This is a genomic window from Caulobacter rhizosphaerae (assembly GCF_010977555.1).
Taxonomy (GTDB): Bacteria; Pseudomonadota; Alphaproteobacteria; order Caulobacterales; family Caulobacteraceae; genus Caulobacter; species Caulobacter rhizosphaerae.
The window spans coordinates 2,778,563-2,791,942 of record NZ_CP048815.1 but is presented as its reverse complement, the minus strand read 5'-3'; the positions used below and the strand labels follow the sequence as shown (position 1 = coordinate 2,791,942).

18 protein-coding genes and 1 pseudogene are annotated in these 13,380 nt (G+C 68.9%); 6 read left to right on the top strand and 13 right to left on the bottom strand.

The window, feature by feature from the left end:
• The first annotated feature begins 13 nt into the window (after positions 1 to 13).
• Both G3M57_RS12940 and G3M57_RS12935 read left to right on the top strand, forming a co-directional pair.
• The gene (locus G3M57_RS12940; RefSeq protein ID WP_056750814.1) at positions 14 to 505 is read left to right on the top strand and encodes a CinA family protein; all 492 of its coding nucleotides are present in this window, start codon (positions 14 to 16) and stop codon (positions 503 to 505) included.
• Positions 506 to 1,621: an FUSC family protein gene (locus G3M57_RS12935; protein ID WP_163230977.1), complete on the top strand. Its 1,116-nt coding sequence runs from the start codon at positions 506 to 508 to the stop codon at positions 1,619 to 1,621.
• Positions 1,622 to 1,751: 130 nt separating this feature from the next.
• Here the strand turns inward: G3M57_RS12935 and G3M57_RS12930 are convergent, their stop codons facing one another.
• Entirely contained in the window at positions 1,752 to 2,147 is a 396-nt protein-coding gene (locus G3M57_RS12930) for a DUF6165 family protein (protein ID WP_056750820.1), read from the bottom strand.
• 2 nt (positions 2,148 to 2,149) lie between these two features.
• Positions 2,150 to 3,136 carry a glycosyltransferase family 9 protein gene (locus G3M57_RS12925; RefSeq protein WP_163230975.1) on the bottom strand — a complete coding sequence of 329 codons (987 nt, stop codon included), beginning with the start codon at positions 3,134 to 3,136 and terminating at the stop codon, positions 2,150 to 2,152.
• 97 nt (positions 3,137 to 3,233) lie between these two features.
• Between G3M57_RS12925 and G3M57_RS12920 the strand changes: the two genes are divergently transcribed.
• Genes G3M57_RS12920 through G3M57_RS12910 form a run of 3 tightly spaced genes read left to right on the top strand, consistent with a single transcriptional unit; the run spans position 3,234 to position 5,118 of the window.
• Positions 3,234 to 3,794 (top strand): TetR/AcrR family transcriptional regulator, encoded by a 561-nt coding sequence (locus G3M57_RS12920; RefSeq protein WP_163230973.1) that lies wholly within the window; start codon positions 3,234 to 3,236, stop codon positions 3,792 to 3,794.
• Between the two features lie 15 nt (positions 3,795 to 3,809).
• A complete protein-coding gene (locus tag G3M57_RS12915) occupies positions 3,810 to 4,595 on the top strand; it encodes a lysophospholipid acyltransferase family protein (protein ID WP_163230971.1) in 786 nt (261 codons plus the stop codon).
• 10 nt (positions 4,596 to 4,605) lie between these two features.
• A complete protein-coding gene (locus tag G3M57_RS12910) occupies positions 4,606 to 5,118 on the top strand; it encodes a CDP-alcohol phosphatidyltransferase family protein (RefSeq protein WP_163230969.1) in 513 nt (170 codons plus the stop codon).
• A gap of 16 nt (positions 5,119 to 5,134) precedes the next feature.
• Here the strand turns inward: G3M57_RS12910 and G3M57_RS12905 are convergent, their stop codons facing one another.
• From G3M57_RS12905 to sufD, 5 genes are all read right to left on the bottom strand, one after another.
• On the bottom strand, positions 5,135 to 5,335 hold the full coding sequence (locus tag G3M57_RS12905; protein WP_163230968.1) for a hypothetical protein: 201 nt from the start codon (positions 5,333 to 5,335) through the stop codon (positions 5,135 to 5,137).
• Positions 5,335 to 5,742, bottom strand: coding sequence for a HesB/IscA family protein (locus tag G3M57_RS12900; RefSeq protein WP_163230966.1), 408 nt, complete (start codon positions 5,740 to 5,742; stop codon positions 5,335 to 5,337). Before G3M57_RS12900 ends, G3M57_RS12905 begins: the two co-directional genes overlap by 1 nt.
• A 166-nt stretch (positions 5,743 to 5,908) precedes the next feature.
• Positions 5,909 to 6,268, bottom strand: a complete 360-nt coding sequence (locus G3M57_RS12895; protein ID WP_056750843.1) for an SUF system Fe-S cluster assembly protein — start codon at positions 6,266 to 6,268, stop codon at positions 5,909 to 5,911.
• 5 nt (positions 6,269 to 6,273) lie between these two features.
• Positions 6,274 to 7,488 carry an aminotransferase class V-fold PLP-dependent enzyme gene (locus tag G3M57_RS12890; protein WP_163230964.1) on the bottom strand — a complete coding sequence of 405 codons (1,215 nt, stop codon included), beginning with the start codon at positions 7,486 to 7,488 and terminating at the stop codon, positions 6,274 to 6,276.
• 43 nt (positions 7,489 to 7,531) lie between these two features.
• Positions 7,532 to 8,563 carry a Fe-S cluster assembly protein SufD gene (gene sufD / locus G3M57_RS12885; RefSeq protein ID WP_163230962.1) on the bottom strand — a complete coding sequence of 344 codons (1,032 nt, stop codon included), beginning with the start codon at positions 8,561 to 8,563 and terminating at the stop codon, positions 7,532 to 7,534.
• Here sufD and G3M57_RS27465 point away from each other — a divergent pair.
• Positions 8,545 to 8,675 (top strand): annotated as a pseudogene (locus G3M57_RS27465) (hypothetical protein); the annotation flags it as partial. The gene sufD and the pseudogene G3M57_RS27465 sit on opposite strands and share 19 nt — an antisense overlap.
• Before the next feature lie 18 nt (positions 8,676 to 8,693).
• On the opposite strand, the gene sufC reads toward G3M57_RS27465, so the two are convergent.
• The 6 genes from sufC to G3M57_RS12855 form a co-directional block, all read right to left on the bottom strand.
• Positions 8,694 to 9,440, bottom strand: a complete 747-nt coding sequence (gene sufC / locus G3M57_RS12880; RefSeq protein ID WP_163230960.1) for a Fe-S cluster assembly ATPase SufC — start codon at positions 9,438 to 9,440, stop codon at positions 8,694 to 8,696.
• Positions 9,433 to 9,735: a hypothetical protein gene (locus G3M57_RS12875; RefSeq protein ID WP_163230958.1), complete on the bottom strand. Its 303-nt coding sequence runs from the start codon at positions 9,733 to 9,735 to the stop codon at positions 9,433 to 9,435. Before G3M57_RS12875 ends, sufC begins: the two co-directional genes overlap by 8 nt.
• Positions 9,732 to 10,091, bottom strand: coding sequence for a hypothetical protein (locus G3M57_RS12870; protein WP_163230956.1), 360 nt, complete (start codon positions 10,089 to 10,091; stop codon positions 9,732 to 9,734). The genes G3M57_RS12875 and G3M57_RS12870 overlap by 4 nt, the downstream gene beginning before the upstream one ends.
• A gap of 154 nt (positions 10,092 to 10,245) precedes the next feature.
• On the bottom strand, positions 10,246 to 11,715 hold the full coding sequence (gene sufB, locus G3M57_RS12865; RefSeq protein WP_056750861.1) for a Fe-S cluster assembly protein SufB: 1,470 nt from the start codon (positions 11,713 to 11,715) through the stop codon (positions 10,246 to 10,248).
• Positions 11,715 to 12,848, bottom strand: coding sequence for a cysteine desulfurase family protein (locus G3M57_RS12860; RefSeq protein WP_163230954.1), 1,134 nt, complete (start codon positions 12,846 to 12,848; stop codon positions 11,715 to 11,717). The genes sufB and G3M57_RS12860 overlap by 1 nt, the downstream gene beginning before the upstream one ends.
• On the bottom strand, positions 12,845 to 13,351 hold the full coding sequence (locus G3M57_RS12855; protein ID WP_056750868.1) for an Rrf2 family transcriptional regulator: 507 nt from the start codon (positions 13,349 to 13,351) through the stop codon (positions 12,845 to 12,847). Before G3M57_RS12855 ends, G3M57_RS12860 begins: the two co-directional genes overlap by 4 nt.
• Positions 13,352 to 13,380 lie beyond the last annotated feature (29 nt).

Sequence of the window (13,380 nt, the reverse complement as noted above, 5' to 3'; positions counted from 1 at the left end):
TCGCGAGGCCCCCATGTTCCCGCTCGAAATCCAGACCCTGGCCCGCCTGCTGATCGACGAGGCGCGGGAGCGGTCCCTGCGGCTGGTCACCGCCGAAAGCTGCACCGGCGGCCTGGTGGCGGGGGCGATCTGCAACATCTCGGGCGCCTCGGACGTCTTCGAGCGCGGCTTCGTCACCTACACCAATCGCGCCAAGTCCGAGATGCTGGGCGTGCCGGGCGACCTGATCGCCGACCACGGGGCGGTGTCGGAGGTGGTGGCGCGCTGGATGGCCGAAGGGGCGCTGGAGGCCAGCAATGGGCACGTCGCCGTGGCCATCACCGGCGTCGCGGGCCCCGGCGGCGGCTCGCCGCTGAAGCCGGTCGGCACGGTGCATTTCGCCGTCGCCCGCGCCAACCGCTCGGTCGTCCATCGCCACGAGCTGTTCGACGGTGAAACCCGCGAAGGCGTGCAACTGGCGGCGGTGCGCACCGCGCTGGAGATGTTGCGCGAGGCGGTGGCCTAGGTGCCGGAGGCCGCGCCCAGCGACTGGCGGCGCTTCGTCGGGCTGGAGCTCTCCCGAAGCGCCCTGGCCCAGGCGGCCGCCCGCAAGACCGAGCTGCGCCACGCGGTCCGGGTGTCGGCGGCGGTCGTGGCGGCCTACGCCCTGGCCACCCTGCTGCGCCTGCCCCAAGGCTACTGGGCGGTGTTCACCGCCGTGATCATCGTCCAGTCCAGCCTCGGCGCCACCATCACCGCCTCGATCGAGCGGCTGATGGGCACGGCCGTCGGCGCCGTCGTCGGAGCCGGCGCGGCGATGCTGCACGCCCGCTGGCCCGAGGCCGGCGGACCGATCCTGGCCGTCACCGCCGCCCTGCTGGCCTTCCTGGCCGCCGTCCGCCCGGCCTTCAAAGTGGCGCCGGTCACCGCCGTGATCATGCTGATCGGCACGACCACCCACATGGACCCGCTGGTCGCCGCCTTCCTGCGGGTGGCCGAGATCACGGTCGGCAGCGTGGTCGGCATCGCCGCCACCCTGCTGATCTTCCCGGCCCGAGCCCACGCCACGGTGGTCGACAGCACCGAAACGGTGGCCGGCCGACTGGCCGAGCTGCTGGAGCACTACGCCCTGAAGCTGAAGGGCGGCGCGACTGACCTGGAGGCTCGCAACCACTACGATGACACGCTCAAGGCGCTGTCCAAGCTGCAGACCGCCATGACCGAGGCCGAACGCGAGAGCGCCAGCCGGCTGAGCGACCATTCGGTCACCGACGCCCTGCCCCGCACGCTGTGGAGGCTGCGCAACGACTGCGTGATGATCGGCCGGGCGCTGCGCGAGGCCTTCCCCTCGCCCGGCCTGGCCCTGCCTTCGGCGGCGATGCTGAACGCCAGCGCGACCTTCCTGCGGGCCTGCGCGGCCCTGCTGTCGGGCGGCCCGCGCCCGGACCGCCTGGCCTTCGCCGAGGCCCACCAGGCCTTCCAGGCCGCCGTGGAGACCCTGCGGGCGGGCGGCGGCACGCGGGCCCTGGCCTTCGACGACGCGGCCCGGGTGTTCGGCCTGGTGTTCGCGATCGAGAACCTGTTCGGCAATCTCGGCGACTTCGAGGAGCGGGTCGAGGAGACAGTCGGCAAGCGGGGGTGAGCGGTGAGCGCCATGCGCCCTTCGAGGCTCGCCTGCGGCTCGCACCTCAGGATGAGGAATTCACAGCCAAAACGCTCCTCATCCTGAGGCGCCCGCGCAGCGAGCCTCGAAGGACGCAAGGGAGCTCTCCCTACCCCGCCAGGTACGGCTTGTAGCTTTTTTCCTCGACGATGTCCGAGCCCGCCAGCAGGTTGATCTGGCGCTTCACGGCGGCGCGGCGGTCGTTGTCGATATAGACCCGGCGGGCCAGCTCGACGAACTTCGGCCCGAAATCCTGGCGCCGCTCGCAGTCGCGCTTGCCGTCCTCGATGTCCCAGAGGGCGGCGTTGATCTCGGTCAACTGGGCGATCAGGTCTTCCAGCTCCGGCGAATGCTGGAGTTCGCGCGCTGCGGTCTCCTCCAGCAGGGCCAGCTCGGCCTTGACGTTGGCCTCCTTGGCCGGATCGCCGATCCTCAGGGCCTTGACCCGCAGGATGGTGATCTTGTCGATCAGCTCGCCGGCCGAGACGGGCGCCAGGATGGGCATTTTCAGGAAACTCCGGCGATCAGGCGTTGCAGGGCCGCGTCCACCACGTCCAACGGCAGGGCGGCCATTTCGTGTCCGTAGTCCTCCGCGACCAGCAGCTCAAGGCGTTCGGCGGCGGGGCGGAACTTGACGGCCTTGCGGCGGTCCTTCTGCAGCGACAGCAAGGGTGCGCCGCCGGCCGCCAGCATGTGGCCGGGGCCAGCGTCGTTGGCGACCGCGGCGGTCAGGCGGCCGGCCAGGGCGATGGCCAGCAGCGGCCCCTTCACGCCGGTGAAGCCGTCGGTGCGGTCCGCCTCCGGGAACAGGGCCTCGGGGACCACGTCGCGCGCCGCCCGGGCGTCGACCGCCTCGTCGGGGCCGAAGAAGAACACCGCCTTGCGGCCGGAGGCCTCGATGCGCCGGGCCAGGTCCAGGTAGCGCTCCAGCGGCCAGCGCTTGTCCTGCCCGCCGGCCCCGGGCGCCAGGCCGACATAGACCGGGCCGCCATAGTGGGCGGTAGGCAGCAGCGCGCGGGCGGCGTTGGCGGCGTCGGGGTCGGTCAGGGTCAGCGGACGCGGCGCGCCAGCCCCGTCGGTGGCCAGGGCCAGCAGCCGGGCCAGGCGCTCGGCCACGGCGACTGGCCAGTCGGGCTTGCGAGCCTGAGCCGCGGCCGAGACGAAACGCCCCTTGGCGGCTCGGCGGGCGACCAGGCTGCGGCGGGCGTTCTCCTGGGTGTCGATCACCAGGTCGAAGGTCCGTCCGCCGAACGGCCTGACCCACGGCAGAACGTCCAGGGGTGCGTCGCCGGTCGGGCCCTCGGTCAGGATCTCGTCGATATAGCCGGCGACCACGGCCTTCAGCGGCCCGGCGTAGACCGTCTGCCCCTTGGCCGCGCACCAGGTGATCCGCGCCTGCGGAAAGGCGGCGCGCAGGCCCGCGATGAAGGGCAGCTTGATCAGGCCGTCGCCGATCACCTCGCCCATGGAATAGATCAGGACCGACTGGATCATGGCCCGGCTTAGGCCGCCGTCTGCGTTGGGGTCAACGCCGGAACGCGCGATGTGAGTAATCACTTGCATCAAGCCGGACCCATGCTAGAGTTCCGCCATGAACGCCAAGCCCAGGATCGAACGCGCCGCCCTGCAGGTCTTCGTCGACCGCGGCGTCGACGCGGCCACCACCAAGCTGATCGCCGCCAAGGCCGGGGTGTCAGAGGGCGCGATCTATCGCCACTGGAAGAGCAAGGACGAACTGGCCCTGGGCCTGTTCATGGCCACCCACCGCCGACTGTCGGACCTGATCACGGTCAACGCCGACATGGCCAAGGGCGTCCAGGCCAAGGCCGCCGCCGTGGTCCGCGCCTATTGCACCGTGGCCGACGAGGATTGGCTGCTGTTTTCCTTCCACCTGCTGCAGTTGCACCACTTCCTGCCCTACTACCAGGAGGACGGCCGTGACCCGGTGACCATGGTCGAGGGCCTGGTCAAGCGGGCGATGATGGAGGCCGAGCTGCCGCCGGGCGACCCGCGCGTGATCGCCGCCATGGCCATCGGCGTGATCACCCAGACCGCCCAGAACAAGGCCTATGGCCGGTTGGGCGAAGACGCCCTCTCGGCCCACGCCCCCCTGATGACCGCGGCCGTCCAGGCCGTGCTTTCCGCCCGCTAACAGGAACACCGGCCCATGCGCAGCGCGCTGTTCAACGTCTACTACTGGGTTCTGTCGATCTTCTACGGCCTGTCGGCCGCCCTCTCGGCCCTGCTCCCGGGCCGCAAGCCGATAGCCTTCGCCCTGCGGCTCTACAGCCAGCGGATGATCTGGGCGCTGCGGGTGTTCGCCGGGGTGAAGATCGAGCTGAAGGGCCAGGAGAACCTGCCTAAGGGCGCCTTCATCATCGCCGCCAAGCACCACAGCTGGGGCGACGGCTTCGTAATGTTCGCCAATGTCGACAACCTCAGCTTCGTGACCGGCGACCACCTGGAGAAGTTCCCGCTGGTCGGCCAGATCCTGCGCAAGTTCGGGGCCATCGTGGTCGACAGCTGCGGCGGTCCCGAAGCCCGAAAGGCGCTATCGGCCAGCGCCGCCCAGGTGGCCGCCGAAGGCCGCCGCATCCTGATCTATCCGGAGGGCCACCTGGCCGCGCCGGGCGAGCGGTTCCGCTACCGCACCGGCGTCTACCACATGAGCCGGGACTTCGGCCTGCCAGTGGTGCCGGTGGCGACCAACCTGGGCTGCTTCTGGAAGCAGACGGACAAGAAGAAAACCGCCGGCACCGCCACGGTCGAATTCCTGCCGCCCCTGCCCCAGGGCCTGTCGAAGGCGCAGTTCATGGCCCAGATGGAAGAGGTCATCGAGACTCGCACCAACCAGCTGATCGCCCAGGCGCGCAACGAACCGGTCAAGCCGTCGGTGCTGGTGGAGTGGAACGGCCGCAAGAACGTGGCGGCCGGCGCGCCGCAGACCGCCTGAACCGCCTGACGTGGTCGCCAATCTCGTCACCCTTGTGCGTATCCTGCTGCTGCCGGTCCTGGCGGCGGTAATCCTGGCGGGACACGGCTGGACGGCCCTGGCGCTGTTTCTCACGGCGGGAGCCACCGACATCCTCGACGGCCAACTGGCGCGGCGATTCGGCCAGACCTCCGCTTTCGGCGCCATGCTCGACCTGCTGGCCGACCGGCTGCTGACCCTGGTGAGCCTGGGCGCCCTGATCGAGACCGGCGCGTTCGCCGGAGCCTGGATTGTCGCACCCCTGGTCCTGATCGCCCGCAACTTCGCGGTCGCGGGCCTGCAGCAGGCGCTTCCGGGAGGCGACTTCGAGCTGGCCGCGATCGAATATCCGAAGATCGCCTTGAACTTCCTGGGCGTGTCGCTGCTTCTGGCGCCGGTTGGCGCGACAAGCGCCGGCCTGTGGGCGATCGCGGCCAGCGCCGCTCTGTCGGTAGCCAGCGTGGCGGTCTATGCGCGTCGGGCCCTGCCCGCCTTCCGCGGCTGACGCAGCCGGCGGCGGTTCAAAGCTCGACCGGGCACTCCGCCGGCACAGGCACGAACGTCCCATCCTCCCGGCGCTGGTCGAAATGCTTCGTGGCGCAGCCGGTCGAGCACAGGATGCCGGTATCCGACCAATACAGCGGAGCATGGTCCTCGTGGCGGAAGGCCGGCGCGCCCCAGGCCAGGCCGCATTCCACGCAGGACGGGGTCTTGGTCAGCATCAGTCCAGAGCCTCGGGCGCCGGCTGGATGGTGACGCTCTCGCCGCAGCCGCAGGCGTCGGTTTCGTTGGGGTTGTTGAACACGAACTTCGACGACAGCTTGGTGGTCTCGTAGTCGATCGTGGTGCCGATCAGGAACAGCACCGCCTTGGGGTCGATCAGGATCGTCACGCCCTGGTCCTCGACCACCTCGTCGATCGGGCCCTTCTCGGCGGCGTATTCGAAGATGTACTCCGAGCCCGCGCAGCCGCCGTTCTTCACGCCCACCCGCAGGCCAGCATAGGGCTTGCCCGGCTCTTCGACCGACTTCCGGTCCATGATCTCCTTGACCCGCGCGGCGGCGGCCGGGGTCAGGGTGACGACCTTGGGACGAGGGCGACGGACGCGAGGGGTGATCGTAGCTTCCATATCGCGATCCTACTCCAATCCGCTCATCCCGGCGAACGCCGGGACCCAGATCCCAAAGCGCTGACGCTGATTGGATGGGCTCAGAGCTCTTGGCGTCAGCCTCAAAGCCATTCCATCTGCGTCACGGCATTCGCCGGGGTGAGCGGTATTAAATCGGCGAACCAGTCTAGAACATGTTCAGTTGCAGCTTGGCCTCGTCGCTCATCCGCGAGGGGTCCCACGGCGGCTCGAACACCAGGTCGACATGGCACGACTTGATGCCTTCCAGCTCCATGACCGCGTCGCGGACCCAGCCCGGCATTTCCCCGGCCACCGGGCAGCCGGGCGCGGTCAGGGTCATGTCGATGGCCACGTCCTTCTCGTCGCTGACGTCGACCTTGTAGATCAGGCCCAGCTCATAGATGTCGACCGGGATTTCCGGATCGAACACCGTCTTCAGCTTCTCGATCAGCTGATCGGTCAGCTTGTCGAGCTCGGCTTGAGGGATCGCGGACGGGGTTGCCACGGATGCGGGTTGCTCGGTCATGTCGCTCAACTGAAGAAACTGCGGGCCTTGGCCAGCGCGCTCACTAACGCGTCGGCCTCGTCCAGGGTGTTATATAGGGCGAAGGAAGCGCGAGCGCTCGACGTGACGCCAAATCGCTTCATCAGGGGTTCGGCGCAGTGGGTGCCAGCCCGGACGGCCACGCCGTAGCGGTCCAGCACCTGGGCCACGTCATGGGCGTGGGCGCCCTCGACGACGAAGCTCAGCACCGCGCCCTTGCCGGGGGCCGTGCCCAGGATCCGCACGCCGTTGACGCCATCCAGCTGGTCGACGACCCGCTGATAGAGAGCGTGCTCGTGGGCCAGGGCCGCGTCGCGGTCGATGCCGTTCAGCCATTCGATCGCCGCGCCCAGGCCGACCGCCTCGAGGATCGCCGGGGTGCCGGCCTCGAACCGGTGCGGCGGATCGGCGTAGGTGATCCTGTCCATCGACACCGAACCGATCATTTCCCCGCCGCCCTGGTACGGCGGCAAGGCGGCCAGGCGCTCGGCCTTGCCGTACAGCACGCCGATGCCGGTGGGGCCGTACAGCTTGTGGCCGCTGAACACGTAGAAATCGACGTCCAGGGCCTTCACGTCGACCTTGCTATGGACGATGGCCTGGCAACCGTCGAGCAGGACCAGGGCGCCGGCCGCGTGGGCCAGGCGGACGATCTCGAAGGCGTCGTTGATGGTGCCCAGCACGTTCGACATGTGGCTGAGCGCCACTATCCGGGTGCGCTCACTGAGCAGACCCTTGTAGGCCTCCATGTCCAGCCGGCCGTCGTCGGTGACGGGCGTGAACTTCAGCACCACGCCGTAGCGCTCGCGCAGGAAGTGCCAGGGCACGATGTTGGCGTGGTGCTCCATCTCGGAGATCACGATCTCGTCGCCAGCCTTCAGGCTCCGTCCGAAGGTGTCGGCGACCAGGTTGACCGCCTCGGTGGCGCTCTTGGTCCAGACGATTTCCGATGGCTGGGCGTTGATGAACTTCGCGACGGTTTCGCGCGCGTTTTCATAGGCCTGCGTCGTTTCGTTGGCCAGGGTGTGCAGGCCGCGGTGAACGTTGGCGTAGCTGGTGCGGGCCAGGCCGGTCATCGCCTCCAGCACCGCTTCCGGCTTCTGGGCGCTGGCGGCGCTGTCCAGATAGACCAGCGGCTTGCCGTGCACCTGGCGGGCCAGGATCGGGAACTGGGCGCGGATGAGGTCTACATCGAACGCCATCAGTTCTTCTCCCGCAAGGGGAGAAGGAAAGCGGAGGCGAACTTCATTCGCCCCTCCCCAGCTTGGCGGCGACCCAGGCGGCGGCGATCTCGCGCGCGCCCTCGTGCTCGATGCGCTCGACCACCTCGCCCAGGAAGGCCTGGGTCAGCATGGCCTTGGCTTCCGCTTCGGGGATGCCGCGCTGGCGGGCGTAGAAGATCTGCTCGTCGTCCAGGGCGCCGATCGTGTTGCCGTGGGCGCAGGCGACGTCGTCGGCGAAGATCAGCAGCTCGGGCTTGGCGTCGACCTCGGCCTTGTCCGACAGGATCAGCGCGTGGTGGCCCATGCGAGCGTCGGTCTGGTCGGCGCCGGGCTGGACGACGATCCGTCCCTGGAACACGCCGCGCGCCTGGTCGTCGACGACGCCCTTGGTCAGCTGGCTGGTGATCCCATCGACGCCGCCGTGGGTGACGACCGTGGTCTGGTCGGCGTGGCGCTGCTTTTCGAGGACATAGACGCCGTCGAGGCGGACGCTGGCATGAGCGCCGGGGTGGTTGACCCGGGTCTCGATCCGCTGGCGCCGGGCGCCAGCGGTCAGGACGGTCTGGTTGAAGGTCGCGCCGGGGGCTAGGTCGACCTCGGCGGTGACCACGTCGATGGCCTCGGCGTGGTCGTCGACCAGCACGATCCGTTCGACGCGGGCGCCCTCGCCCACCGCGATGTCCAGGGTGACGTCCGAGAAGTAGCCGCCCGCTTGGCCTTCATGGCTTTCGAGCAGCACCAGGGTGGTGTCGGGCTCGACGACGATGGCGTAGGCGGCGGCATGGGCCGCGCCATCGCTGACCGAGACGAAGCGCAGGGCCACGACCTCGCCGGCGCCGCTGGCGGCCGCGTGGCGCTGGCGGCCGTTGACGAACAAGATCTCGTCGGCGGCCAGGCCGTCGAACGGTCCCTTGGCGACTTCGCCGTCGAAGGCGGGCGAGGCCGGCGGCACGGCGCGGATCAGGCCGCGCAGGTCGGTCCAGCGCCAGTCCTCGTCGCGACGCGACGGCAGCTGGGTCAGGTCGCCGGTCTTCAGTGCGGTGGCGAGGGTCATGCGGTCGGCTCCGCGAAATCCTCGTCCTTCGACAGGCTCAGGATGAGGATTTCGAATGAAGCGCCGCGTCCAAATTCGACCTCATCCTGAGCTTGTCGAAGGACGAGGTCGTGGCTTTGAGCCAGCCGCATCATGCCGCCACCGTGTACTTGTCGTAGCCCTCGGCCTCCAGCTGCAGCGCCAACTCCGGGCCGCCCGAGGCGACGATGCGGCCGGCGGCCAGCACGTGGACACGGTCGGGTTTGATGTAGTCCAGCAGGCGCTGGTAGTGGGTGATGACCAGCATGCCGCGATCGGGGGCGCGCAGGGCGTTGACGCCTTCGGAGACGATCTTCAGGGCGTCGATGTCCAGGCCCGAGTCCGTCTCGTCCAGGATCAGGAACTTCGGCGACAGCATCGCCATCTGCAGGATTTCCATCCGCTTCTTCTCGCCGCCCGAGAAGCCGACGTTCAGGCCGCGCTTGAGCATGTCGAAGTCGATCTTCAGCGCCGCGGCCTTCTCCTTGGCCAGCTTCAGGAAGGCCGGGGCGGCGATCTCGTCCTCGCCGCGCGCCCGGCGCTGGGCGTTGAGGGCGGTGCGGATGAAGGTCAGGGCCGGAACACCGGGGATCTCCAGCGGATACTGGAACGACAGGAACACGCCCTTGGCGGCCCGTTCGTTGGGCTCCAGGGCCAGCAGGTCATCGCCGTTCAGCGTGGCCGAGCCTTGCGTGACCTCATAGCCGCCCCGGCCGCTCAGCACGTAGGACAGCGTCGACTTGCCCGCCCCGTTCGGCCCCATGATGGCGTGCACCTGCCCGGCCGGCACGTCGAGCGTGACGCCCTTGAGGATGGGTTTGTCGCCGACATTGGCATGGAGGTTCTGGATATTAAGCATTGAAAGCCGTGATCTTTTCGAGCGTCTGGATAGCGAACGTGGTCGGCTTGCCGGTCAGGGTCGGCGCTTCCCATTCGTGTTCGGGGCTGTAGGCGGCGAGCTTGAGCAGCGTGGTCAGCAACTCCCGCTCGGCGACCGCGTCGGCATTGCCGCCCGACAGCAGCTTGGCGCTACGGTCGACCAACTCCCTGTCGTCGCCGTAGGGGCTTATCCAAGCACCGTGCGCGGCATGGAAGGCCAGCTGACGGGCGTACTTGTATTCCTTGTTGTTCAGGCCGAAGCGGACTGGCGTCATCTCGCGCCCCCTTCAAACGTTGCCACGACCTCGATCTGACCTTCGATGGCGGCGTTGAACAGCGGAAAATCCTCGGCCGGGATCCAGTATTCCTCGTGCTCGCGACCGCCGACGACCTTCTTGTCGAAGGCCGCCAGGAAGTCGGCCGAGACGTCGAAACGCGTGACATAGCCACGCTTGTCGTCGTTGTGCACGGCGTTCCAGTCGCGGGCGATCTGGGCGGCGTAGGCCTGGTTGGTCACCGGATAGAAGATCGGCTGTTCTGGCAGGCGCGGCGGAAAAGCCGTCCAGCCCGCCGCCTCGATCAGCTTCAGCTCTTCCGTGCCAACGGGGCGATAAAGGGTGATGGTGCTCATGCGCCCCCCTCGACCGTCATCCTCGGACTTGTTCCGAGGATCCCTGTGTCCGCCTCCAACGCACCAGGCGTCGCCCCCAGCGCCGACGGCGCGAGGGGGCCTCGGAACAAGTCCGAGGATGAGGGCGCGGAGAGGAGGATGAAGGCTGGCAAGGTCACCCCACGCTGCCTTCCAGCGAGATCGCCACCAGCTTCTGGGCCTCGACGGCGAATTCCATGGGCAGTTGCTGCAGCACGTCCTTGACGAAGCCGTTGACCAGCAGGGCCACGGCCTCTTCCTGGGAAAGCCCGCGCTGCTGGCAGTAGAACAGCTGGTCGTCCGACAGGCGGGTGGTGGTGGCCTCGTGCTCGAACACCGAATGGCCGTTGCGGGCCTCGATATAGGGCACGGTGTGGGCCGCGCAGGTCTTGCCGATCAGCAGGCTGTCGCACTGGGTGAAGTTGCGCGCGCCCTTGGCCTTGGGGTGGGCCGAGACCAGGCCGCGATAGGTGCTGGTCGACTTGCCGGCGCTGATGCCCTTGGCGACGATCCGCGAGCGGGTGTTGGCGCCCAGGTGGATCATCTTGGTGCCGGTGTCGGCCTGCTGGTGGCCGTTGGTCACGGCGATCGAGTAGAACTCGCCCGACGAGCCCTCGCCGCGCAGCACGCACGACGGATACTTCCAGGTGATGGCCGAGCCGGTCTCGACCTGGGTCCACGACACCTTCGAGCGGTCGCCGCGGCAGTCGGCGCGCTTGGTGACGAAGTTGTAGATGCCGCCCTTGCCGGTTTCCGGATCGCCCGGATACCAGTTCTGGACGGTGGAATACTTGATCTCGGCGTCGTCCAGCAGCACCAGCTCGACCACGGCCGCGTGCAGCTGGTTCTCGTCGCGCATCGGGGCCGTGCAGCCCTCCAGGTACGAGCAATAGGCGCCCTTGTCGGCGATGATCAGGGTGCGCTCGAACTGGCCGCTGTCCTTGGCGTTGATGCGGAAATAGGTCGACAGCTCCATCGGGCAGCGCACGCCCGGCGGGATGTAGACGAACGAGCCGTCGGAAAAGACCGCGCTGTTGAGGCAGGCGAAATAGTTGTCCGAGGTCGGCACGACGCTGCCCAGGTATTGGCGCACCAGCTCCGGATGCTCGCGGATCGCCTCGCTCATCGAGCAGAAGATCACCCCGACCGCCGCCAACTCCTTCTTGAAGGTGGTCACCACGCTGACGCTGTCGAACACCGCGTCCACCGCGTAGCGCGGCGCGCCCTCGACGCCGGCCAGCACGGCCTGCTCCTTCAGCGGAATGCCCAGCTTCTCGTAGACGGCCAGGATCTCGGGATCCACCTCGTCCAGGCTCTTGGGGCCGGCCTTGGTGGAGGGCGCGGCGTAATAATAGCTGTCCTGATAGTCGATCTTGGGGAAGTCGACCTTGGCCCAGGTCGGCTCTTCCAGCTCAAGCCAGCGACGGTAGGCGTCCAGCCGCCAGTCCAGCATCCACTGCGGCTCGTCCTTCTTGGCCGAGATGAAGCGCACGATGTCCTCGGAGAGTCCCTTGGGGGCGAACTCCTGCTCGATATCGGTCGTGAAGCCGTGCTCGTACTTCTCGAGCGACGCGACGGTTTCGATGGTCTCTTTGACCGCGGCCACTACGCCACCTCCCGGCGCCGGGCGCCGATACGCGAATAGGCGGCGAGCCAGGCGTCGCCGCAGGAAATCCAGTCTTGCTCCGTCGAGGCCCAACCGCCGCTGACGCGCAGGGCGAACGGGGCCAGGTCGGCCCGGCCCATGGCCTCCACCACGCGGCTGGCCTTGACCTTGCCCGACGAGCAGGCGCTGCCGGCGCTGACCATCACGCCCGCCAGATCCAGGCTCATCACCTGGATCTGCGAGGCGAAGCCCTCGGCCGCCAAACACAGGGTTTGCGGAAGGCGAGCAGCACCCTCCCCGAGCACGACCGCGCCAGCGGCCTTGACCCGTTCGGCCAAGGCGTCGCGCCATGTGCCCTGATTGGCCATCGCGGGCAAGTCACGAGCCGCCGCTTCCACGGCCGCGCCGAAGCCGGCGATCCCGGCGACGTTCTCGGTGCCGGCCCGGCGGCCGCGCTCCTGGCCGCCGCCGTGCTGCTGGCGGACGATCGTGGCGCGCGTGCCGGCCACCAGGGCGCCGACGCCCTGCGGTCCGCCCAGCTTGTGGGCCGACAGCGCCATGGTGTCGGCGCCCAGGGCGGTGAAGTCGATGGCGACCTTGCCGGCCGCCTGGACGGCGTCGACATGCAGCCAGCCGTCGGCGGCGCGGACCAGGGCGGCGGCCTGGGCCACCGGCTGGACCACGCCGGTCTCGTTATTGGCCAGCATCAGGCAGACCAGGGCCCGGCTCTCGTCGCTGAGCGCCTCCTCCAGCCAGTCCAGCCGCGCGACGCCGTCGGCGTCCAGCGGCATTTTCAGCACCTGCAGGCCCGAGGCGGCGGCGGTCTCCAGCACGGCGTCGTGCTCGCCCTCGCTGACGATGATGCGGTTGAAGCCGGCGAAGGCGGCGCTGCCGATGGCCAGGGCGTTGGCCTCGGTGCCGCCGCTGACGAAGGTGACCGAGCCGGCCACGACCCCGACCAGGGCCGCGACCTGGGCGCGGGCGGTCTCGACGATGTCGCGGGCGGCCCGGCCGCTGGCGTGCACCGACGAGGGATTGCCGGCGGTCTCGAAGGCGCGCAGCACCGCGTCCCGCGCCTCGGGGCGGACCGGGGCGGTGGCGTTGTAGTCGAGATAGATCGAGGGCTTGCTCACGCCGCCGCCATCTCCTTTGCCTTTTGGTCGCTTGCCTTTTCCGGCGCGCGGTCCTTCTGGCCCCGCGCCTTCAGCTTGCCGTCCAGCACGTCGGCGATCGAGACGCTGGCCAGGTAGCCATGGATCTGGCGGCCCATTTCTTCCCACAGGTCGTGGGTCAGGCACTGGGCGCCGCCGGCCATGCAGCCCTTGGCGCCGGCCTTGCCTTTCGCAACGCCGCAGCGGGTGGCGCGCAGCGGCTCGTCCACGGCCAGGACTATGTCGGCGATGGCGGTGTCGCGGGCCTCGCGGGCCAGGCGATAGCCGCCGCCGGGCCCCCGGGCGCTGACCACCAGGCCCTTGCGGCGCAGTCGGGCGAACAGCTGCTCGAGGTAGGACAGCGAGATCTGCTGGCGGGCGGCGATCTCGGCCAGGGCCACGGCGCGGCCCTCGGCCTGATCCTGGCGGCGGGCCAGGTCGGTCATGGCCATCACCGCGTAGCGTCCCTTGGTGCTCAGGCGCATGCGCCTTATCTCCTTGCGGATTCCCCGCG